Genomic DNA, 22,676 nt, shown 5'->3' on the forward strand with positions numbered 1-22,676 from the left:
CTAACCCACCCCATATCCGGAAAAATCCATTTGATTCCATCATATCACAGGGTGAGGGTATCGCTCATCCCGTCTTATTTCATGGCCTTGGCAGGCTTCATGTACATGGTCACTACCGTATCCGCCACATAAGTGCTTCCATCGTACAGGGCAGGGGCCATGCTCAGATTAACCGTCTTACCGTCGACCATCATTTTTTTCGACCCAATCATTACCTTGATCATCTTACCCATCGGCTTCATGCCGTCGTCCATCATCTTGCCGTCGTCCATCATCTTGCCGTCATCCATCATCTTGCCGTCGTCCATCATCTTGCCGTCATCCATCATCTTGCCGTCGTCCATCATCTTGCCGTCGTCCATCATCTTGCTGTCGTCCATCATCTTGCCATCGTCCATCATCTTGCCATCATCCATCATCTTGCCGTCATCCATCATCTTGCTGTCGTCCATCATCTTGCTGTCGTCCATCATCTTGCTGTCATCCATCATCTTGCTGTCGTCCATCATCTTGTCCATGTACATCAGCGATACGGAGCGGTCCTTGCTGTTCCATTCAATGCTGTAGCCGTACATCATGGCGGCCTGTCTTAGGTTCATTAGCTCCATGCCGTCTTTTTTCATCGTCTTGATGCCTGCCGCTGCGCCGGAGATGCCGGACACCGCCAGAGAAAGTACCAATACTGCCGCCATCATGAATCGTTTGCCTGCTTTGCTGTTACCCATGCTTATCACGCTCCATATCTTTTTAGTGGTTTACATGGAACAGCATAAGCGGCAGAGCTTACGATTCTCTAAGCGAAACCTTACGATTGTATTACGGCAGCGAAAAGAACGTATAACTTCTCCCTATAGCCAGATATCAGTTATAAGTGTTACGTCTAAGGCCGCACTCCATGCTAGAATTTATACACAAAGACAGAACAGTGGAACTAGAGGAGGGCTAATCATGTGTGATAGATTTCAGATCGTAGGCAGCCTGCTGCGTCCGGCGGAGCTATTAGAATATAAGCAGCAAATCGAACACCGGGACGATATTCAGTATCCTTTTTACGGGGATTTCCAGGGCTATGAGCAGTGTGAGGCGAAGGCGATTCAGTCGGTAGTCGAGCAGGCGAGCGAGAATGGGCTGAGCATTCTGACGGATGGGGAGTATTCCAAGTCGATGTGGCATCTGGACTTTGTCTGGGGCTTCCAGGGCATTGAACGCTATATTGCTCCTCACGGGTATTTCTTCAGAGATATTGACGGCACCTCCAAATACGAGACGCGAAAAGACATCGGTCTGCGCATCACTGGTGAACTCGGCGGGAAGAATCACCACTTCCTTCAGGCGTACCGCCAGCTTCAGGACCATGCCGGAGACCGGGAGACGAAGCTGTGTGTGCCTTCGCCGTCCCATATCTTTGGAGAGCTGTCCTGGTCGGATAACCTTGGCGGCGAGGGTGCAGTGTACCAGAACCGTGATGAGCTGAAGGCAGGGCTGGTGACGGCGTATAAGGATTTCGTAGGGGAATTCGCAGCCGCTGGCGGTAAGATTCTGCAATTCGACGACTGCCTCTGGGAGCTGTTCGCGGACGATAATCCGAATTCGCCCTTTACCGGCGAGAAAATCAACCATGAAGAAGTACAGAGTCTTGCCACAGAATTCATCGATATTAACAACACCATTATTGACTACGGACATAGCCTGGGGCTGAAAATGTGGACCCATAACTGCCGCGGCAATTATGATTCCCGGAATATGGGCGGCGGCTCTTATGTGAAGATTGCCAACCTGTTCCTGAAGCAGCTGAAGTACGACCGCTTCTTCCTGGAGTGGGACGACGAACGCGCTGGCTCGCTGGAGGCACTTGCTGTGTTCAAGGATAGACCGGAGACGGAAATTGTACTTGGCTTGCTGTCTTCCAAAACCAGTACGCTTGACGATGAGACCCGTGTCCTCCGCATGCTGGATGAAGCGTCCACGATCATTCCGAAGGAGAGATTACTGCTCTCCCACCAATGCGGCTTCGCGTCCTGCGACGGCGGCAACGAATTGACGGAAGCGGAGCAATGGGCGAAGATCAGACAGGGGCAAAAGATTGCCCAGCAATACTGGGCTTAACTTCATTAATAGGTAGCAGCTGTTCATAAAAGCAAGCCCGCATCTGGCAACAGGATGCGGGCTTGCTGCTGTATCCGACTATGGAAGCGGCTGGAAACACACCCTAATAGCAACCCATGTCGCATTTATCCGGCTGCAATGTCGCAAAAGTACATGGAAACAGAGGCTGCAGATCGGCTATACTCGCTGTAACAATTATGATAATGAAAATCATTATCACATAATACATAACAGGGGGAGTCAGCGTGAACAGAGCAACACAGAAACAAGAGGCCGGCAGGAAGAAATTCGCCGCCCGACAATCAGGACTATTCATGGTATGGATGCTGGCGCTGGTACTGGTACTTACAGCTTGCGGATCTGGAGGAGGCACGAATGCCGGTACAGCCGCACAGCCGTCTGCGTCAGCGGAGCCGTCCCCGTCGTCTGAAGCACAGGCGCAGGCAACACCGGAGGCACAGGCTACAGCAGCCTACCCGGTCACCTTCAAACATATCAAGGGTGAATATACGCTGAGCGAGAAGCCGAAGGTGATCGCTGTGCTTGACGTGAAATTCGCCGATCAGCTGATCGCGCTTGGAGAGAAACCGGCAGGCAGCGTGGTTGCTGGAACAAAGGACGAGTTCCCGGAATATCTGAGTGCTCAAATGGACGGGGTGAAGGTCCTGGGTACACGCGATGAGCCCAATCTGGAAGCAATTGTGGCGCTGAACCCGGATCTGATCTTGATGACTGATTTTCAGGAAGAAGCTTATGAGAGCGTGAGTAAAATTGCGCCTACTATCGTACTGGACTTCTACGAGGATTGGCGGGATACGCTGGCTACCATCGGTACAATATCAGGCAAACAGGCAGAGGCTGAAGTGGTGAAGAAGGCCTATGAGGACAAAATCACCGGACTGCGGGAGCAACTGTCAGCGAAGCTGGGCGACGAGACGGTAGCGCTGATTCGTCCGAGACCGGAAGGGATTCGGGTACATGGTCCCGAACACCGGACGGGAAGCATTCTATATGAGGATCTCGGATTAAATGCACCTGCATTCGTTCAGGCGATCAAAGACGATACCTCGGTTGAAATATCGATGGAGACTGTCTCTGATATCGGGGCAGATCACTATTTCCTGCTCTCGGATGATCTATTCGCCAAAGAGGCGGAGGCTCTGGCCAGCAGTCCGATCTGGAAATCCCTTGATGCAGTCAAGAATAACCGTGCCTACGACGTGAATTCAACGCTCTGGATCGCGTACTATGGTCCCCTTGCGATCAATATTATTGTAGATCAGGCCTCGGAAGCGCTGCTTGGAGCTAACTGAGATGGACCACTATCTGTCGTCGGCCCCCTGGAGGGAACTGGCGGAGGATTACCGGATGAGGCTGGGGGAGCCGCCTGCGGGCAGCGTCCGCACCATTGCTCTGAGTGAGCTGCAAGACGAAGCGGTGTGCCGCGAGTATGTTAGCTGGCTTAAAGATTATATCGGTGCGCCGGATATGCAGGTTGCGGCTTCCATGCTGGCCAAGCGGATCGGCTATCTGTGGATCGCGCCAATACTGACCGCCATGACCGTTCATAATCGTGAAGTCTTCTTCCCGCTGGACAGAAGCTTCCTCTATCATCCGGCTTCTACAGAAGAGACGACATTCCCTTTCCTGGCGCTGGACGGGCTTCGGTCAGCCTCCCCACCGGAGGATAGGGCCGTGTGGCGTGAAGCTGTTGTTAAGGAGAATTTTGCGGCACGGCTTGCGCCGCTGCTGCAGACGCTTGCCACCGTGGGCCCCGTCTCCATGGCCGTGCTGTGGGAGAATATTATGGTTCGTATGGCCCCGTTGTATGTGCCTGGAGCAGACCTATCCGGCGAAGAAAGTCTACGGATGCAAGAGGATTTTGTGTATCTGACCCGGACGGCTCCCGGCCAATGCTTCGGCGCAAGACGCAATCCATTCACCCGGTTCACAGAAGGGGATGACGAGGCTCCGGTTGCGAAGAGCAAGCGCATTACCTGTTGCTTTTACTACCGGATGTCCGGGGAATATTGCAGAAAGTGTCCGAAAATTGACAATGAGAATGAATCTCAATTAAAATGACAGCAGGTCTATCCGTTAAGCAAAGGATACTGTTGTCAGGAGATGAGAGAAATGCCGCAACAAGAACAGGCAAGTCTATGGAGTGATACGGCGGTCAAGATGCTTGATGTGCGCAGCGGTACTGTGCCGCCCGGCGGTATGCTGATTGAAACGGAACTGGCGTCTAATCAGCTGCTGCTGGCCATCGGCGGGCAGGGAGGGCTTGTGATGAATGGTGAAGGCTGCCATGTCCAGGCCTCTTTTGCTTGTCATGCCGTCACGGGATCAGCCTACACTCTGAGTGCGGGATCAGACAACATTCATTATACAGCTATTAGCTACAAGGCCATTCCTGTGGCGGGAGCCGCACATGTGCTCTTTCCGCAGCGCAATCACCCGCTGCGGACTTCGTTTGTGCACCATTCCGGGTCCCCGGCGGAGCTGCATATGGCGGCGGAGAGAATTGCCGCCAAATGGAGCCGGGGAGAAGGGCTGGAACGGTTCCATGCCAATGCGCTGCTGCAAGGCATGCTCTATGAGCTTATTATGGAGCATGAACGCGGTCAGGGCGGCAAAGAGCCGGATATAGTGGAGGTTGTTGCCGCCTATATTGCGGGGCATTATCGGCAAGAGCTGGGAATTAAAGAGCTGGCTGCACTGGCCGGCTGCGGCGTGCGGCAGCTCCAGCGGCGGTTCAAGCAGGAGAAGCGGCTCGGGCCGATGGAATATGTAATCCGGCTGCGGATGGAGAGCGCAGAGCGGATGCTGCGTTATACGGATGCTTCCATCGGCGAGATCGCTGAGCGGACAGGCTACCGCGACATGTATTATTTCAGCAGGGCGTTCAAGAAGCATTATGGAGTCCCCCCGCAGCTCTACAGGCGTACTGCCGCTTCAGCTCCAGCTGCGCTCTCCGCTTCTTCGGGACGGTCAGAGAGCGTGGCCTACCCGCACGGGTCACCACAGAGTCCGGTGATCTTCCATCTGCGGGGCGAATATCGAGTTACCGCTGCTCCGCGGCGGATCGCCGTGCTTGACGTCCAGTATGCTGACCATTTGCATGCGCTGGGGATATCCCCCGCAGGAAGCGTAGGCTTCGGAAGCGGGGCGTTGAATTTCCCCGCTTATTTCCGGGAGAGATTAATGACAACGGAAATGCTCGGAACCTACGAGTACCCGGACCTGCTGGCTGTAGAACGGCTGCGCCCGGATCTGATCATCTGCACTGAGGTGCATGCTCCGGACTATGAACGCTTAAGCCGGGTGGCGCCAACGATCATGTTCAAGCGTAATGAGAGCTGGCAGACGATTCTGAGGCTGTTCGGCGAGCTGACAGGCAAGCAGGCGGAGGCGGAACGCATTATTGCCGATTACCTGCGCCGTACGGCATTGCTGTCCGCAGAGCTGGCTCCGGTACTCGCGGGTAAGAGTGTGGCTCTGATCCGTCCGCGGGAGTCCATCGTCCGGGTACATACGGCTTCTCACCGCACAGGCGCTGTGTTGTACCGGGACCTTGGTCTGCCTGCTCCGCGATTTGTGGCGGAACCCTCCTCCGACACGGCATATCATATTTCCGTGGACAGACTGCCGTCTGTGCATGCCAACTACTACTTTTTGCTTAGTAATGAGAGGATGCAGGAGGGAATATCGATGACAGAGCACAGTGTGAGGGGCATGCTAGGTGCAGACCAGCGGCAGCTTATATACCCGGTAGATGCTGCTACCTGGATCGGCTGTTATGGACCTACAGGCATCAACTGCATTCTGGATCAGGTGGCCCAGGCGTTACTGGCTTGAGCGGACTAGCGGCAGACGGAACGGCTGCCGATTACATCTCCCGATCATACTTGAACCGGTGATAGATGCCGTATCCAATCGTGAACAGGTAGGCGAATACGAGTAACAGCACAACGGTGAGTTCAGTTTCCATTAAGGCGAGAGCCAGCATTAAGGCCCCGAACACAAAGATCATCATGTCGTAGGCCTTCGCCTTCGCCCGGGTTGCAATGGCGATATTGCGCTCATCTTGCTTGTTGATCTCCATCTGCTTGGCGATGGCGGGGCTATTCTTCAATGCGCGCCGTCCGATGAGTTCCCCCATCCCGCTGCCGAACAGGCCGGAGCCCAGTCCGATACAGATATAAGGCAGTGTCCGCAGCACCCCCTCAGGCTCATGAACCGTTCTAATGAAGTACAGACTGCCTGCCAGCAGGACTACACCTGCAATAACCAGAAGATAAGCCGAGACGGATTTCTTCATCAATTCTCTTCCTCCTCATAAATAAAAATCTCCTCAATGCTGAGTCCGAAATAGCGGGCAATCTTGAACGCCAGCAGGATGGACGGATTATAGCGGCCGTTCTCCAGTGAACCAATCGTCTGCCTGGACACCTCAAGCGCCGCTGCTAATTCCTCCTGCCTGATTCCGCGCTGCTTGCGTAATTCTTCCAAACGGTTGTTCATGGAATCACTCTCTTCATGGAAAGTTAACTTTACATCGAGATTGTAGTGCATTAGCCAGACAATGTAAAGCTCGCTTTCCATTCCGCGGTAAGGTCTGCACTATTTCATGTTGCACTGGCCGTGGCCCAACCCAGCCCAATCCACAATGGAAATACTCACTCCCTATATACGAACGTCCGTGCTACAATACTCATTGTGAATATATGGAAGGCGGTGGGGCTGTGACTCCGAGACAGTGGATCATCAAGTTCATACGGATGCATAAGTGGGTGTTTGTATGCGGTTTCCTGGTAACTACGTTAATGACCCTGGTGAACCTGATGTATCCGTTCCTGGGCGGACGGCTGATTAATATCGCTTTTTATGACCAGGATCTGAATGCCTTCCTGGAGCTGTGCCTGATCTATGCCGGGGTACTCCTGTTCAATCAGTTCATTGTGGCGACGCTCAATAATCTGATCTCCTCCCAGCTGATGACCGGATTCGTGTTTGATATCCGGCGGGCGCTATTCCGCAAGATTCTGCATCAGAAGGGGAAGGATCTCTCCGGGATGTACAGCGGCGATCTGATCAGCCGGATGAACCGCGATGCCAAGGACATTATGAACCTCGTCTTCTGGAGCGGACTGTGGGGGTATTCGAATCTGCTGCATATCGTGTTTGCCGTGGGCTTCATGTTCTATTATCATGTCCTGCTGGGCGTGTTCACGGTGGTGCTGGTTCCTGTCGTGTTCATGGCCTCCAGATATTTCAAGCGGAGAGCGCTCCGGGTCAACCGGGATCTGGCGGCAGAGCAGGGGAGGCTGTCCTCGTACTTATTTGAAATTGTGGCAAATCTGCGGGAGATCAAGCTGCTGAATGCCGGGAGGCTGGTAACCCGTACCTATCTTAGGCGGACAGTCTCTATCCATCACAATAATGTGGATAATGGAAGAATCGAAGTAACCACCGAGCGGGTGAACGCATTTATCATGCTTGCCGCACAGCTACTGCTGTTCATTATCTGCGCCCGGCTCATTGTGAAGGGGCAGATGCAGCTTGGTGTTTTTGTGGCTGCCGCCAGCTATTTCAATATGGCTGTGACTTACTTCAGCTCGATGGGCAGCAAGATTACCGATACTTGGGGGCAGACGGTGTCCTTGCAGCGTGTTGCGGAGCTCCTGAATGAGCAGGAGGAGGACTACAGAGAAGCCCGGATGCCTACACTGATTAAGGAGGGGACGATTGAATTTCGTAATGTCAGCTTCGGATATACGGAGGAGAGGCGGGTACTGGACGGGTTCAATCTCCGTGTCGAGGGAGGAAGCACCGTGGGCATTGCCGGAAGGAGCGGAGCCGGGAAAACAACGCTCGGAAGCCTGATCTGCAACCTGTATCCTGTTGACGGCGGCGAGCTTCTGATCGATGACCGCAACGTGAACGAATATAACCTGCACAGCTTGCGGAGTCAGGTGGGCGTGGTTCATCAGGAGACGGTTCTGTACGATAACACGCTGCGGTATAATCTCTCTTTTACGAATAACCGTGATCAGGACAGTATGCTAATTGAAGCACTTAAGAGAGCTGCGCTGCATGAGCTGGTCCTGAATCTCCCGGACGGGCTGGACACGGTGCTGGGGACTTCCGGGCAGGAATTATCGGGCGGCCAAAAGCAACGTCTGGCTATTGCGCGAATCCTGGTCAAGAATCCGAAAATTCTGGTCTTCGATGAAGCGACTTCGTCCCTCGACAGCAAGAATGAAGCACTGATCCGGCAGATGACCCGTGAGCTTGCGCAAGACCTGACGCTGATCATCATCGCCCATCGTCTGTCCACGCTTAGAGGCTGTGACAGGATTGCTGTGCTGGAGGATGGCCGGGTCACAGGCTACGATACTCACGATGTGCTGATCAGAAGTAACAAAACGTACATCGATCTATTCAGCGAACAGTGCGCAGGAGGCGAAGCGGTATGACCATGACAAGATGGGCCGCCTATAAGGCGCTGACACAGGGAATTGAAGGGGTCCGTAAGCCGCTGCTGGCGCTCGCGCTGTTCAAGCTGTGGCATCTGGTCTGCGGACTGCTTCCGTTATTCCTGTACTCGCTGCTTGTCAATCGCGTGCTGGTGGAGAAGCATCTGAGTGAGCTATGGCCGGTTATCGCGGGTTATCTGGCGGTATTCCTGCTTACGACGGCCGGGATTGCGGTCAGCAAGCGCTACTCCAACCAGCTGCTCCTGAGGTATGACCTGAGGCTTAAGCGCAAGCTGTTGAATATAGTGAGCAGCCTGGATTATGAGGAGTATAGCGGGTACAGCATTGGTGATCTAAAAAGCCGGATTGAGCAGGATTCAGCCACAGCCGGGCGGTTCTTCACGGTTCATCTGTTAGATTTCAGCTACGCTGTTCTGTATGCTGCTGCGCTGGCTGTGATCCTTGTAAGCTATGACTGGCGGATCGCCCTCCTTAGCTTCGTCTTCGTTCCGGTCTCCCTGCTGACGGTGAATATCCTGGGCGAGAAGACGAGGAAGGCGGGGGAGGAGCTATGGAGGCTGCAGAACGGGTACGAATCCTTTTTACATGCGAGTCTGCAGAACTGGAAGGATATTAAGACCAACAATCTGGAGGCGGCCCAGCTAGAGGAGTTGAACGGGCATTATGCAGCCATCCGTCCGGTGTGGTTCCGCAGCCAGCTCTATCAGCATCTGGGCGTCACGTATTCGTTCTTCACGAAGAACTTCATCACCCAGCTGTTCATCTATTTCATCGGCGGACTCTTCGTGATTAAGGGCTATTCGGAGGTCGGTGTGCTGCTGGTGTTCATCAGCTTCTACGGGCAGTTCTTCGGGTTCATCGAGACGATCAGCAATGGCTTGATGAATTACAAGAATGATTCGGTGAATATCAGTAAAGTGATCGGACTGTTACAGGCAGAGGCGGACCAGCGGCCTTACAAACGCATTAGCGGACAAAAGATTGAGGTTCAGAATTTGCGGTTCCGCTATGAGGGGAAGGATGCCTTCGCACTGGACGGGATTTCGTTCTCGGTGGGGAAGGGGGAACATCTAGCCATCGTAGGGCAGAGCGGCAGCGGCAAGTCTACCCTTGCCAAGCTGCTGACCGGACAGATGAAGCCTCAGGGAGGGAGCGTCAGCATCGGCGGCACGGATCTGCATGCGGTGAACAGCGGGAGTGCGGCGGCCAAGGTAAGCATCGTGGTGCAGGAGCCTGTTCTGTTCAATATGACGATCCGGGAGAACCTGCTGCTGGCGAGGGGCGGGGCAACGGAAGCAGAGCTGATTGCCTGCTGCCGCAGCGCCAATATCTATGACTATATTGCATCCTTGGAGCAGGGGCTGGATACGGTTATCGGGGAGAAGGGGATGAAGCTCTCCGGGGGCCAGAAGCAGCGGCTGTCGATTGCGCGGGCGCTGCTGCAGGAGCGGGACATTATTATTTTCGATGAAAGTACAAGCGCCCTGGATTCTGAGAATGAGAGCGACATTAGGAATGAGCTGAAGCGTCTGTCTGCCGGCACTACCATGATCTCGGTCGCGCACCGCCTCTCTACGATTCAAGACTGTGATAAGGTGCTGGTTCTGCACAATGGTAAGGTGGCAGCCTGCGACACCCATGCTAACCTGCGTGGCCGGAATGAAGCCTATGATCTGCTGTTCCATAGCCAATACGCCGCCTTAAGCCATACGACAGAACTTGTTCATTGACGGCGTCTCCGGCCGGTAATATATTAAAATTAAGATTAACTATGTCCGTGACAGACTGTAGAGGAGAAGAGAAATGAGCCCGACCCATGTGTGGATACCTGTCGTAGTTTATTGGCTGCCGATGCTCTTCTTTTTCTACATGGGAATGGATGTGCTGCTGCGCAACCCGCGGAAGATTGAACATCGTCTGGTAAGCGCTACAATTCTGTGCTATTTCCTGCTGTTCCTGGAGGAGTACATCCGGTATATGCTGCCGATTGAATATAGTCCGTTGCTGGCTGCGGTCTGGTTCGCCAATGCCGGTATTCTCATTCCAGGGCTTGGCTTCCATCTGATTGCCCGGTTAATCGGCTTACATAAGCGGATGCCCCGGCCATGGTACCCCTATCTGTTCCACATATTAACGCTGGCTATTCCGGCGGGACTCATTGGTCAACGCTCCTATACCTCCGTCCAGCTGTTCACGGTATCCGGGGTGTGGAAATGGCCGGTGGCCAATGCAGCCTATTACGGGACCTTGACGGCAAGCCTGCTGCTTAGCTTAGTCCCCATCGTCATGCTGCGAAGTAGGCGCAAGTGGAGTGCCGCCGATCCTGCCTACCAGGAGCATGACGGTATCTTCAAGCTGCTGGAGTATGGCTCCTGGGTGACATTCCTCTGGGTAGCGGTGTTCGGCTATTTCCGCTTCAATGAAGTGCTGCCGCCCTATACATATATCTACGGAGGATTGATCTGGTGCTTCGTGCTGCGGCTGTCCATGCAGCGGTATGAGTTCCTTAATCATGCAGGACAGCGCTACAAAAAGATGTTCCAGATCAATTCACAGGCTGCGCTGCTCGTCTCATTGTCAGGCAGCATTAAGGAAGCGAATCCGAGTGCCGGTAGGATGTTTGGCCGTCTGACTCTGGGGAAGGCTAACCTTACCGAACTGGGCGGTGCAGAGATCGTGGCGAAGCTTAAGGCACAGGACGATATCGGTGAGCTGGAAATGGTTCTGCATAACGGGGATAGTCCGGTCGAGGTGATGATTAACGGGGATTACGTGACCGTGGATCATGAGATTCAGGCTGTGCTGCTCATCCGGGACATCCGGCTGCGCAATCAGCATGTGCGGCAAATTGCCTTCATGGCCTATCATGATCCGCTTACAGGACTGCCGAACCGCAGACAGTTCTATGATAAGCTGGGGGAGGCTCTTGCCGAAGCAGAGCGCAGCGGCGGGGAAGTAGCCATCCTGCTGCTTGATCTCGACCGGTTCAAGCAGGTGAACGACCGCTGGGGTCATGAGGCCGGAGACCAGATGTTATGCAAGGTAGCGGCCATGATCCATCAGCTGGTTCAGCCGGCCGGGCTGGCGGCCCGCTTCGGCGGCGACGAATTCGTGCTGTTCTGCCCCGTGGGCGGGGACGGGCTGACCGCCGTAGAGCTGGAGCACCGGCTGCTGGCGGCGGCTGCACAGGCCACGCTGGATTATGAAGGCGAAGAGCTGAAGATCGATATGAGCATCGGCATCAGCTTGTATCCGCAGGACGGAACGGCTCCGGATGCTCTTTTGCGCCAAGCCGACAAGCGGATGTATGCGATCAAGCGGGGAGAGGCGGAGGGTAATCATGAGATTTGAGATTGGCGGGAGGATGGATTTAATTGAGGAGACTGTGCGGAAATTCCTGTCTGATAAGGCAAAGGTCCTTGATATAGAAAGCACCCCATTGCATTCGGGCTATCAGGCGGTGGACTTATTCCGGCACAGGATTCTCGTGGAGATTGAAGGCAGACAAGAGTACAGCTCTGTGATTACCAAAATGGCGAATGGAATTGAACGCCGGGTAATGAAGCGGTTATTGGATCAGGGGGCTAACGTCCCTTTTGGCAGAGCGGGTAATCTGGATTTGGGCCATGGGGCGCTCCTGTGTATTCAGGACGTAGATTATAAGACGAATTATCAGAATCTGGATATCGGGAGACTTCAGCACAAGGAAATGCAGGCTCTGGCTTATATTCATAACCGTAATCGGGGATTGCAGGAGGAGTTATCCTGGCTCCCCCGGGTTAGCCATGCATACATAGAGACTATAATTGATGGACTTTGGAGACCCGCATGGGAAGAGGCCAAGCACAATGAACGGTTCGTGGAGACCTTCGGGACGTATATGTCTGAGATCGATGCTGTATCGGGGAAAATAGTGGACGAGCTTGAAGCTGTCTGGAAGGATGAGACCACACACACGCTTATACATAATGACCTGAATCCCGGAAATGTATTGGTACACAATAATGACGATGTTATGTTCATTGACTGGGAAGAAGCGCGGTACGGCTCCCTGTTCCTGGACATCCCGATGCGGGTTGACCGGTCTCAAGCTGGAGAATACCGTGAAGTGCTGGCTTCGCTTGGATGGGAGCTTCCTGCGGATACGTTCGAACAGAGGTATAGAGCTGCTTCGCAGTATCTCGGCCTGCGTTATATGACTTGGAGCTTGGGGGCGTGGCTAAGGGACCCTGGTACTGAGGCGGGGCTGCGGCGGTATTTGGATATGGTTGTTGTGTAACCATATGATTTCTCCAAATTAAGAAGTCGATTAAGTGAATACCTGGGCTATACTTAGTGATAGGTAAAGAAAGGAGTGAGCCGCATGGGCTACCCTGAAATTCTGCGCAAAAAGGCCTTATATGATCAGGCTAAAGATCAAATCCCGGACCTTACTGTCCAAAGCTATGTGAAGGCTTTTGAACTTGAGTATACGCATAACTCAACGGCTATAGAGGGCAATACATTAACCCTTCTGGAAACCAAAGTGGTACTGGAGGACGGGATATCCGTAGGCGGGAAAATGCTGCGGGAAATATATGAGGTTATTAATCATAATAAAGCATACCAGTATATTAAGTCCTGCATTAATGATGAAAAACCATTGAATGAAGGGATCATTAAGGATATTCATGCTCTGTTAACTGAGAATATTATGGTAGGTGGCGTATACCGGAATGTAGAGGTTTATATATCCGGAGCAGCGCATACACCTCCAGTACCCAATGAAATGTACCAGCAAGTGAAAAACTTTTATGCCGATTTGGCTGAAAAGAATAACATAGATATTATAGAGCTTGCAGCCTGGACTCATGCTGAATTCGTCCGTATCCATCCATTCGCCGATGGAAATGGCAGAACCTCGCGTCTGATTATGAATTATCAGTTGCTGGCAAATGGCTATCTTCCTATCTCTATTGCCAAAGAAACGCGGCTGGAATATTTCAATGCCCTCGAGGCCTACGCTGTACGCCGGGATTTGAAGCCCTTTGCGGATATGATAGCCTTACTGGAGGAGCAGCAGTTGGACCGCTATCTTGGGATGATCGAGCGGCGGGGATAGATGAATCATTGGATAGTCCAACCCTTCTAGCGAAGGCTTATGCTATCGTTTATACTGATACAACCAATTCATTTCATAGGAGCTGTGTTCCAAGCCATGATTAAGAAAGAAGCCGCACATATACGCAAGCAGTTCAAGATGGACCATGATCAGCTGAATCTGTACGATATTCTGAATGTCTATATTATGAAAGAAACGAATGAAATCTACCACTTCGAACGCCAGCCGTTCGCCATGCTGGAACGCGAGAAGCAGGAGCTGTATATGAGCAACTTCCGGAAGCTGCTGACGGGCGAGCTGGATCAAAAGCTGTTCGAGCTGAAGTTCCTGGAGGAGGCGGAGGAGCCGTCCCAAGTGATGCTGCACCAGGGGCTGATAACCGGTGACCCGGAGGAGTGGCAGGACCTGATGCTCATGCTGGTGGACAAAATGCTGGTGGATGCCAAGTATGAGAAGGATGCGGTCATCACCTTCGTGCGGGGGCAATACTTCCGGCCGACTAAGGCGCGTAATGACGAAGCCGAGCAGACCGGGAAGGACGAGGTATTCGCGCATCCGTTCATTTTGTGCAGCGTGAATTCGACGGAGCAGCAGCGTAAGACGCTTTTGTTCGATTATGTGGAGCGGGAGTTCAAATATAATATCATGGTTGATCCGATCATCAAGCTCAGCACACCAGAGCAAGGCTTTTTCTACCCGAGTGTGACCGACAACTATTCGGATATTAACCGTGTGCTGTACTGCACGGGAAGCGCGAATAATCCGAACCCGCAGTTTATCGAGCAGGTGCTGAATGCGGAGCGGTCGGTGACGGCGCTGGAGGAACGGTCTATTTTTGAAGATATTGTGAAGGAAGTGGCGGGCGAACAGATCGATGTGGCGACCATTGCCCAGGTGTACGAGGAGATTCATCAGGTGATTGAAGACAACGCGGAAGAGGAAGAACCGCCGAGACTCGATTACCGCGATGTTGAGCGTGTGCTGAAGGCCAGCGGCGTGGAGGATGTGACGGCGGAGAAGGTAGAGCGTGCGTTCGAGACCATTGTGGACAATAAGCACTATGAGCTGAAGGCCAGCAGTGTCATCCCGAAGTTCACCTCCAAGTCGATCAAGATCGACACGAAGGTTGCATCCATCACGATCAGCCCGCAGGACCTGAGATATGTGCGGCAGGTGAATTACCAGGGCAAGCGCTGCATCATGATTGAGATTGATGAAGATGCGGTGATTGAAGGATTTACGCTGCTGACAGAGAACTTATCCTAACCTGTACACATGTATATTGAAAAGGGCTATCCCGATGTCTCCTTACGAGAGCGGGAAGCCCTTTTATTTGTGGAGGGTGGGTGCGCTAGGAAGAGCTTCCGTATTTCTCCCAGACCGCTGCATACTTCTTCTCCAAGATCGCCCAGCGCTTCTCGGCGCCGTATTTCGCTTGGAGCTGCTTCAGGTATTGCTCCGCAGTCTCTGTATCCCCTGTATCCAGCAGGAACCCGAAGGTCTCCTCACTTAAATGCAGTGCTATCTTCGGCATATAGTATTCAATAATGGCCCTGGCATCGGTTAGGGTATACATGAATTGGAGCCCCTGATCCAAGTGGAGCAGCAGGTCTGCCGTGAACTTGTCCACATCTACCTCCGGAGTCAGGAAGTAGCGTTCAGGGGCGGCGGGGACGATGTTCCTGATCCGGACATAGAAGTGAGGCAAGCCCAGAGACGAAGCAGGCCTATATTGCGCAAGCTCTTCGGAATTAAGGCTGTAATTCACATAGAAGCTGAGTTCCTTGTGTGTATTGTACTTGAATTTCTGGATATTGATTTTATAGCTGAGTTGGCCTTCTGTTTTGTAGAAATTCAGATCCTTTGTGCGATAACCCCGTTCGGAGAAAAAAGGTTTGACGTCCTGCTTGATGATCTGCGTGAACAATTCCTTCATATTTAATAATTCATTCATAGTAAGTAAATCCTCCTTCACCTGGGTTGATAATAGGCTGCATATTATAACGTGTTGGCTGACAGCTATAATTGTACTATAAACAGAATAACCTCAAATGACTTCATTCTGGGTAAATATAGGATAGGAGGCAGGAAAGGAGAATGAAGGTGAGGTCCAGGAGTATGTCCGTCAGCTAAAAAAGGATGGACAGCTCATTTCCTCCATCAAGCGGGTAGACGTCGGCATACGGATATATCCGTGAAGGAAGCCAAACGGTATGTGGAAGAAATGTAGAGGATATTTATCAGCCCGTTCTGTTCAATCGACAGAGCGGGCTTTTTTGCGCGCATTTTCGTCTTTTCACATCCCGCAAGGGCCTAAAGCATACTTATTAACGAAATGCCTAAATTTATTTGTCGAATTAGTTAACTTTAACGCGAAAAATGTCGATAAACCAGTATGGAAAACTAATGCTTGCTAATGCCGGGCATGTGCAGAGTGTGTGCAGCATGTTCAGAGTTTTACGGAAGCGTTATCAATATTATGGAAATGGTCATTCGACAAGGAGGAAAGCGATGTTTAAGAAATTGGGGAAGATCGGGCTGGCTGTGGTATTGGTGATCGGGCTGCTGCCCATGATGTCACTCCGTGCCTATGCGGCGGTGCCGTCGTTCAATGAAGCGGCTGATTTTGTCATTGAGCCTCCGGTTACGTATTCGGCAGGCAAGAATCTGGCGGATGCGCAGGGCCTGCAGGATGGAAGTACGGCGGTTCTGCTGAATTCATTCGTTTATCAGGGGAATTCTTACACGGCCTCTAATTTCTTAAGGGTTTTTAACAGCGCAGGAACGCTTATAACGGACGTTAACCTGGGCAACCTGATGGACACCTATTACAAAATGACGTATGTGAGTATGCTTGCTCTCAATAACGGCAATCTGCTGATTATGTACAGTAAAAGCGACTCTGGCCAGAACAACCTGCAGCTAGGCACAGTTACTGAGAGTACGCCAAATGCCTATTTCATGGTGCTGGATAAGAACGGCCAGAAGGTGACCGGCCAGACCCGGCTGAATACCTTCAGTGCGGCCAGTCTGCCGCAGCTAACGCGCTTTGTATCTGCGGCGGAGTTATCTAACGGCGATATCGCTTTTTCCTGGCAACGAAATGACAATAAAAGCACGGTTACCCGTGTGTTCACTGCTGCGGGCGTACCGGTGTCAAGCGAAACCCTGCTGGTAGATGCTAATGCGAGCATGTCCTACGTAGCTGCTGGTGACGGCGTGTATATGGCGGCTTACAATTCAGGACCCTCGAACGATAATATCTTTCTCCAGTTATTTAATAACAGCGGAACCTCCATAACCACTATTAATATTGGAGCGAGAACGAATGAGAAGCAGTTGTATCTGTCAACGCTGAGCAACGGGAATTTCATGTTCAGTCAATACAGCTGGCAAACCGGAATCACCAGTGTCTCCCTATATGACAACGCGGGTGTAAGCCAAGGCGGATTTACCGTAAATGGTTCTCTGGGCGTAGCATCTGCCGCTGTCTATAAGAAAGGCGCACTGCCGGGATTCGTTACAGTAAGCACCGACGCTGCATCGAATCAGGCTATTAATGATGCCTATAACTACGGTACAGAGTGGGCGGGAACCCAGTACGCTTACCTGAATTACTATGACAATGACGGGACCCTGCTGTATACAACCGACCAGCCTGTGGATTCCGCTCCGGCCGTATTTCAGGGATACAATGAAGACAGCTGGATGTTCGATGTGGAATATTCTCCGAAGTTCGCTGTATATCCGGCCTTCGGCGACAAGATTGTTTTCATCACAACGGATAATACAGATGCCACTCATTTCAGAATCACCGGCAAGCTGTTCAACAGAGAGGTCTTAACTCCGGTCGTGCTGCAATCGGCTGTAGCGGACGGTGTGCCGGGAACAACCACTTCAACGAAGATTGACCTGACCTTCGATGCTGCGCTTACCGGACTGACGGCAGACGATATCACCATTACAGCTGGTACAGGCTCTGCGGTAAAAGGTTCCTTGAGCGGGTCAGGAACCGCCTGGAGCCTTGCGCTTACTTCAGTGACCGGCGAGGGCGATGTATCCGTGGCTGTGAATTCGCCAAGCGGATACACAGTCAGCGGTTCGCCGCTGACGGCAACCGTATCGCTGTTCAAGCCAGCGCCGGAGCCGACTCCGGCAGCGGTGATCGACTACACAGCCGAGCAACTAAGCGGTCTGACGGCGAATGGCAAGTATACCGTGAACGGTACAGCGGTAACGGCGACTGCGGCTGGCACACTGGTGCTGGAGCAGAGCTGGCTGGGAGAGTCCCTGAGTATTGTGAAGCAGGGGAATGCTTCGACAACCGTAGACAGTGCGGCGCAGGTGCTGAGCATTCCATCCCGTCCGGCGACACCAACAGGTGTGACGGCAACGGATGAAATGGGAATAGAGGCGAACAACGGTACACTTACGAATGTGACTGCTGCGATGGAGTATAAGCAAGGCGCATTGGGAACATGGACGGATGTGACCGGTACAACGGTGACGGGGCTTGCTCCGGGTACGTACGAGGTCCGTGTGAAACGGACGGCGTCGTCTTTTGCCTCGGAAGCACATAGCGTAACGGTGAATGCATATGTGCCAACGGCAGAGACAACCCCGGCAGCGGTGATTGACTATGGGGCCGAGCAACTGGGCGGCCTGACGGCGAATGGCAAGTATACCGTGAACGGTACAGCGGTAACGGCGACTGCGGCTGGCACGCTGGCGCTGGAGCAGAGCTGGCTGGGAGAGTCCCTGAGTATTGTGAAGCAGGGGAATGCTACGACAACCGTAGACAGTGCGGCGCAGATGCTGAGCATTCCATCCCGTCCGGCGACACCAACAGGTGTGACGGCAACGGATGAAATGGGAATAGAGGCGAACAACGGTACACTTACGAATGTGACTGCTGCGATGGAGTATAAGCAAGGCGCATTGGGAACATGGACGGATGTGACGGATACAACGGTGACGGGGCTTGCTCCGGGTACGTACGAGGTCCGTGTGAAACGGACGGCGTCGTCTTTTGCCTCGGAAGCACATAGTGTAACGGTAAATGCCTACGTGCCAATGGTAGAGACGATCCCAGCAGCGGTGATTGACTATGGGGCCGAGCAACTGAGCGGTCTGATGGCGAATGGTCTCTATACGGTGAATGGCACGTTATCGATATACGCGGATGCGGCGGGCAAGCTGGCACTGGATAGCTCTTGGCTCGGAACTTCTCTGAGCCTTGTGAAGCAGGGAAATGCGTCCACGACCATTGATAGTGCAGCGCAAACCGTGAGCATTCCTGTTCGTCCGGCAGCACCTGCCGGAGTTGCAGCAACGGATGAGACGGCGATTAATGCGAAGAACGGTACGCTTACGAATGTGACTGCGGCCATGGAGTACAAGCAAGGTGCCGCAGGCGTATGGATGGATGTGACGGGTACAACGGTGACGGGGCTTGCTCCGGGTACGTACTACGTCCAGACCAAGGCGACTTTGACGGCTTTTGCTTCGGAAGCACAAAGCGTGAATGTGGTAGCATATGTAGCGATACCGGAAGCCATTCCGGCAGCGGTCATTGACTACGAAGCTGAACAGCTGAGCGGTCTGACGGCGAACGGTATGTATACACTGAATGGTACGTTGACAGTAACAGTGGATGCAGACGGTAAGCTGGCACTGGATAACGGCTGGCTGGGCAGTTCCCTTAGTCTTGTGAAGCAGGGGAATGCGTCAACGACCATCGACAGTGCGGCGCAGACCCTGACCATTCCTGCCCGCCCGGCAGCACCTGCCGGAATGGCGGCAACGGATGAGACGGCGATTAACGCGAAGAACGGTACGATCACGAATGTGACAACAGCCATGGAGTATAAAAAAGGTTCAGCAGGCGCTTGGACAGATGTCACAGGCACTAGCGTAAGCGGGTTAGTCCCGGATACGTACTATGTCCGTACGAAGGGTACGGTGACTGCTTTTGCCTCGGAAGCACAAGCTGTAACAGTGAATGCCTACGTGCCCATTCTGGAAGCCACGCCAACAGCGGTCATTGACTACGAAGCTGAACAGCTGAGCGGTCTGACGGCGAACGGTACGTATACAGTGAATGGTTCGTTGACAGTAACAGCGGATGTTGACGGTAAGCTGGCACTGGATAACTCTTGGCTGGGCAGCTCTCTGAGCCTAGTGAAGCAGGGGAATGCGTCAACGACCATAGATAGTGCGGCGCAGACCGTGACTATTCCTGCCCGTCCGGCAGCACCTGCGGGTGTAGCTTCAACGGACGAAACGGCGATTCATGCGAAGGATGGCACGCTCACGAATGTGACTACAGCCATGGAATATAAAAAAGGTACAGCAAGCGCATGGACAGATGTTCCAGGCACCACCGTTACAGGCCTTGCACCAGGCATTTATGATGTCCGCACGAAGGCGACAGCAACGGCGTTCAGCTCAGCTGCGGTGGAAGTGACAGTGACCTCCTTTGCATCTGAGGCGGAAGTGACGCCTGCGGCGGTGATTGATTACGCCGCTGAGCGATTGACAGGTCTGATTCCAGAAGGGGTATACACCGTAAATGGTATGGCTGTAACGGCCGCCACAGATGGAACGTTGCTGCTAGACAGCAGCTGGCTGGGTACCACCCTAATTATCGTGAAGACGGGCGACGGGGTGACCACCACCGATAGTGAAACGCAAGTGTTGAGTATTCCCGCGCGTCAGGCCGCTCCAGTCGGAGTGAGTGTAACGGATGTCACCTATAACGGAGCCAATGACGGAACACTGCAGAATCTGACCGTCCAGATGGAATACCAGATTGGGGACACAGAGGCTTGGACAGAAGTTACAGACACTTCGATTACCGGCCTTGCACCGGGCACGTATTATGTGCGGGTGAAGGCTACGTCAACGGACTTTGCTTCTGCTATTGCTCAGGTGACTGTGCATGACTCGGATGCCGTGATCCCGGCGGCTCCAGAAGTGGTGGCGGATGATCTGAACAATACGATTATAGGTCTGAACACCAGCATGGAATTCTCCGTGGATGACGGACCTTTCGTACGTTATGACGGAACGAACCTGCCGGATCTTAGCGGTGAGCATACCGTGAAGGTACGGGTGGCGGCCAGCGGATCGCTTCCGGCGGGACCGGCAACTACGCTGACTTTTACAACGAATGTCTTGGTCCCTGCCGGGGACTTGGCTGTGAGTGCCAGTGATCCGAGTGGTGCAGAGAGTAACGGCTATACACAAATCAAGGTTACGCCTGCACCGGCTGATGGACATAAGCTGCTGTATAAGAATTTTGGTGCTGGCAGCATCATCGTGCCGAATGTGGGAGATCTCCTGAGCGGATACACGCTTGTAGGCAGTGAAGGGCTGATTCCGGCAGCCGATGGAGATACGCTTGGCATTGCTGAGGTAGATGCAGAAGGTAGGGTGGTAAAATACGGCAGCGTAATTGCAGTAGTTACGATGACTACTCCGGTAACGCCAACTCCCGAGCCAGTCAGCCCGGGAAGCGGAAATAACCCAAGTCCCGGGACCCCTTCCGGGAATCCGTCCAGTACGGTCACCGATGTGATTGTCCTGGTGAACGGCAAAGAGGAGAACGCGGGCAAAGCAACGACCACGACCTCCGGTAACCTTAGAACAACGACCATCGCCGTAGATCCGGTCAGATTGCAGGCGAAGCTGGATGCGGAAGGGAATGGGGCTGTAGTAACTATTCCGATGATGCTGGATTCGAATGTGATTGTCGGCGAATTGAGCGGCCAGATGATCAAGAATATGGAGAATGTGGCGGCAACCCTGGTGCTTCAGACCAGCAAGGGAAGCTATACGTTACCTGCATCCGAGATTAACATCGGCGCATTGGCCGCAAGATTAGGTAACGGGACTAAGCTGGAGGATATTACGCTGAGAATTACCATTGGTGATGCTTCGGCTGCCATGAATCAGTTGGTCACCGCTGCGGCAAGCAGGGGCGGCCTCACCCTTGCAGCGCCAGCCCTGGATTTCATAGTTACCGCTTCTTCCGGGACCTCGACAGTAGAGTTGAACCGGTTCAATGCTTATGTATCGCGGACAGTGGCGCTTCCGCAGGGGATTAACCCGAACCGGCTTACAACAGGTATCGTTGTCGATCCGGATGGAACGGTTCGTCATGTACCCACCAGAATCATCCTGAAGGATGGTAATTATTACGCAGAGATCAACAGTCTGACCAACAGCACCTATTCGGTGGTCTGGCATCCGCTGACGTTCGCGGATGTGGAGAAGCATTGGGCGAAGAATGCTGTGAATGACATGGGCTCCCGTCTGGTCATTAACGGGGTGAACGAATCCGCGTTCAACCCGAACGCCGACATCACCCGGGCAGAGTTCGCAGCGATTATCGTACGCGGTCTGGGCCTGAAGCTGGGCGAAGAGACCGCGAAGTTTGCAGATGTTCCGGCGGATAGCTGGTATGCAGCAGCAGTCGGGACAGCCTCCGAAGCGGGTCTGATCACCGGCTTCGAGGACGGAACCTTCCGTCCCGGAGACCGGATCACACGCGAGCAGGCCATGAACATCATCGCTAAGGCGATGAAGCTGACCGGTCTCGCAGAACAGACCGGCACAGTGGACACCGCTGGTGTGCTTGCAGCCTTCACAGATGCAGGTCGCGTTGGCGCCTGGGCGAAGGACAGCCTGGCGCTCGCAGCATCCGCCGGCTTAATCACCGGCCGCGGCGGCAATAAGCTGGAGGCGCAGGCTAACGTCACCCGCGCAGAAGTGGCGGTGCTGATCCAGCGTCTGCTTCAGAAGTCAGAGCTGATTGATTAATGGTATAAACTAAACGGTACAAACGCCAAAAAAGCGGATTCAGGCATAAGCTGAATTCGCTTTTTTGACGTTTTATACACTTGCTGAATACCCGGGCGATTGGAAGCCTTGTATTTGCTATATGAGGTCTGGTATTTGCTATAATT

15 protein-coding genes are annotated in these 22,676 nt (G+C 53.1%); 11 read left to right on the plus strand and 4 right to left on the minus strand.

Translation table 11 applies throughout. From position 1 onward, the window contains the following. Positions 1-74 precede the first annotated feature (74 nt). On the minus strand, positions 75-725 hold the full coding sequence (locus tag ACFSX3_RS04180; RefSeq protein WP_209991973.1) for a hypothetical protein: 651 nt from the start codon (positions 723-725) through the stop codon (positions 75-77). Between the two features lie 223 nt (positions 726-948). On the opposite strand from ACFSX3_RS04180, the gene ACFSX3_RS04185 reads away from it, so the two are divergent. The 4 genes from ACFSX3_RS04185 to ACFSX3_RS04200 all read left to right on the plus strand — a co-directional run bounded on the left by ACFSX3_RS04185 (position 949) and on the right by ACFSX3_RS04200 (position 5,964). Continuing rightward, positions 949-2,106, plus strand: coding sequence for a 5-methyltetrahydropteroyltriglutamate--homocysteine methyltransferase (locus ACFSX3_RS04185; RefSeq protein WP_209991972.1), 1,158 nt, complete (start codon positions 949-951; stop codon positions 2,104-2,106). Between the two features lie 245 nt (positions 2,107-2,351). Beyond that, on the plus strand, positions 2,352-3,419 hold the full coding sequence (locus ACFSX3_RS04190; RefSeq protein ID WP_209991971.1) for an ABC transporter substrate-binding protein: 1,068 nt from the start codon (positions 2,352-2,354) through the stop codon (positions 3,417-3,419). A 1-nt stretch (position 3,420) separates the two neighbouring features. After that, positions 3,421-4,188: a (2Fe-2S)-binding protein gene (locus ACFSX3_RS04195; RefSeq protein WP_209991970.1), complete on the plus strand. Its 768-nt coding sequence runs from the start codon at positions 3,421-3,423 to the stop codon at positions 4,186-4,188. A gap of 51 nt (positions 4,189-4,239) precedes the next feature. Next, positions 4,240-5,964 carry a helix-turn-helix domain-containing protein gene (locus tag ACFSX3_RS04200; RefSeq protein WP_209991969.1) on the plus strand — a complete coding sequence of 575 codons (1,725 nt, stop codon included), beginning with the start codon at positions 4,240-4,242 and terminating at the stop codon, positions 5,962-5,964. Between the two features lie 31 nt (positions 5,965-5,995). On the opposite strand, the gene ACFSX3_RS04205 is transcribed toward ACFSX3_RS04200, so the two are convergent. Beyond that, on the minus strand, positions 5,996-6,427 hold the full coding sequence (locus ACFSX3_RS04205; RefSeq protein WP_209992066.1) for a DUF6442 family protein: 432 nt from the start codon (positions 6,425-6,427) through the stop codon (positions 5,996-5,998). After that, positions 6,427-6,630 (minus strand): helix-turn-helix transcriptional regulator, encoded by a 204-nt coding sequence (locus ACFSX3_RS04210; protein ID WP_036730779.1) that lies wholly within the window; start codon positions 6,628-6,630, stop codon positions 6,427-6,429. Before ACFSX3_RS04210 ends, ACFSX3_RS04205 begins: the two co-directional genes overlap by 1 nt. Before the next feature lie 221 nt (positions 6,631-6,851). Between ACFSX3_RS04210 and ACFSX3_RS04215 the strand changes: the two genes are divergently transcribed. From ACFSX3_RS04215 to ACFSX3_RS04240, 6 genes are all read left to right on the plus strand, one after another. Next, positions 6,852-8,585 (plus strand): ABC transporter ATP-binding protein, encoded by a 1,734-nt coding sequence (locus tag ACFSX3_RS04215; RefSeq protein WP_209991968.1) that lies wholly within the window; start codon positions 6,852-6,854, stop codon positions 8,583-8,585. After that, positions 8,582-10,336 carry an ABC transporter ATP-binding protein gene (locus ACFSX3_RS04220; RefSeq protein WP_209991967.1) on the plus strand — a complete coding sequence of 585 codons (1,755 nt, stop codon included), beginning with the start codon at positions 8,582-8,584 and terminating at the stop codon, positions 10,334-10,336. The genes ACFSX3_RS04215 and ACFSX3_RS04220 overlap by 4 nt, the downstream gene beginning before the upstream one ends. Before the next feature lie 73 nt (positions 10,337-10,409). After that, a complete protein-coding gene (locus ACFSX3_RS04225; RefSeq protein WP_209991966.1) occupies positions 10,410-11,957 on the plus strand; it encodes a diguanylate cyclase domain-containing protein in 1,548 nt (515 codons plus the stop codon). Further along, positions 11,947-12,885, plus strand: a complete 939-nt coding sequence (locus ACFSX3_RS04230; RefSeq protein WP_209991965.1) for a phosphotransferase family protein — start codon at positions 11,947-11,949, stop codon at positions 12,883-12,885. The genes ACFSX3_RS04225 and ACFSX3_RS04230 overlap by 11 nt, the downstream gene beginning before the upstream one ends. A gap of 84 nt (positions 12,886-12,969) precedes the next feature. After that, positions 12,970-13,707, plus strand: a complete 738-nt coding sequence (locus ACFSX3_RS04235) for a Fic family protein (RefSeq protein ID WP_209991964.1) — start codon at positions 12,970-12,972, stop codon at positions 13,705-13,707. 96 nt (positions 13,708-13,803) lie between these two features. Then, the gene (locus ACFSX3_RS04240; RefSeq protein ID WP_209991963.1) at positions 13,804-14,973 is read left to right on the plus strand and encodes a DUF4317 family protein; all 1,170 of its coding nucleotides are present in this window, start codon (positions 13,804-13,806) and stop codon (positions 14,971-14,973) included. Positions 14,974-15,058: 85 nt separating this feature from the next. Here ACFSX3_RS04240 and ACFSX3_RS04245 read toward each other — a convergent pair whose 3' ends face one another. Then, positions 15,059-15,661 (minus strand): DUF4304 domain-containing protein, encoded by a 603-nt coding sequence (locus ACFSX3_RS04245; RefSeq protein WP_209991962.1) that lies wholly within the window; start codon positions 15,659-15,661, stop codon positions 15,059-15,061. A gap of 557 nt (positions 15,662-16,218) precedes the next feature. On the opposite strand from ACFSX3_RS04245, the gene ACFSX3_RS04250 reads away from it, so the two are divergent. Further along, complete coding sequence (locus ACFSX3_RS04250) at positions 16,219-22,530, plus strand: S-layer homology domain-containing protein (RefSeq protein WP_209991961.1); 6,312 nt, start codon at positions 16,219-16,221, stop codon at positions 22,528-22,530. Positions 22,531-22,676: the final 146 nt, after the last annotated feature.

The sequence above is a fragment of the Paenibacillus rhizoplanae genome, from assembly GCF_042684125.1.
Classification (GTDB): domain Bacteria; phylum Bacillota; class Bacilli; order Paenibacillales; family Paenibacillaceae; genus Paenibacillus_AQ; species Paenibacillus_AQ rhizoplanae.

What these genes read in the sequence shown, in the direction of transcription:
- ACFSX3_RS04225 (WP_209991966.1), top strand. Translation starts at nt 10,410, where the DNA reads ATGAGCCCGACCCATGTGTGGATACCTGTCGTAGTTTATTGGCTGCCG.
- ACFSX3_RS04230 (WP_209991965.1), top strand. Translation starts at nt 11,947, where the DNA reads ATGAGATTTGAGATTGGCGGGAGGATGGATTTAATTGAGGAGACTGTG.
- ACFSX3_RS04235 (WP_209991964.1), top strand. Translation starts at nt 12,970, where the DNA reads ATGGGCTACCCTGAAATTCTGCGCAAAAAGGCCTTATATGATCAGGCT.
- ACFSX3_RS04245 (WP_209991962.1), bottom strand. Translation starts at nt 15,661, where the DNA reads ATGAATGAATTATTAAATATGAAGGAATTGTTCACGCAGATCATCAAG.
- ACFSX3_RS04180 (WP_209991973.1), bottom strand. Translation starts at nt 725, where the DNA reads ATGGGTAACAGCAAAGCAGGCAAACGATTCATGATGGCGGCAGTATTG.
- ACFSX3_RS04195 (WP_209991970.1), top strand. Translation starts at nt 3,421, where the DNA reads ATGGACCACTATCTGTCGTCGGCCCCCTGGAGGGAACTGGCGGAGGAT.
- ACFSX3_RS04205 (WP_209992066.1), bottom strand. Translation starts at nt 6,427, where the DNA reads ATGAAGAAATCCGTCTCGGCTTATCTTCTGGTTATTGCAGGTGTAGTC.
- ACFSX3_RS04240 (WP_209991963.1), top strand. Translation starts at nt 13,804, where the DNA reads ATGATTAAGAAAGAAGCCGCACATATACGCAAGCAGTTCAAGATGGAC.
- ACFSX3_RS04185 (WP_209991972.1), top strand. Translation starts at nt 949, where the DNA reads ATGTGTGATAGATTTCAGATCGTAGGCAGCCTGCTGCGTCCGGCGGAG.
- ACFSX3_RS04250 (WP_209991961.1), top strand. Translation starts at nt 16,219, where the DNA reads ATGTTTAAGAAATTGGGGAAGATCGGGCTGGCTGTGGTATTGGTGATC.
- ACFSX3_RS04210 (WP_036730779.1), bottom strand. Translation starts at nt 6,630, where the DNA reads ATGAACAACCGTTTGGAAGAATTACGCAAGCAGCGCGGAATCAGGCAG.
- ACFSX3_RS04220 (WP_209991967.1), top strand. Translation starts at nt 8,582, where the DNA reads ATGACCATGACAAGATGGGCCGCCTATAAGGCGCTGACACAGGGAATT.
- ACFSX3_RS04200 (WP_209991969.1), top strand. Translation starts at nt 4,240, where the DNA reads ATGCCGCAACAAGAACAGGCAAGTCTATGGAGTGATACGGCGGTCAAG.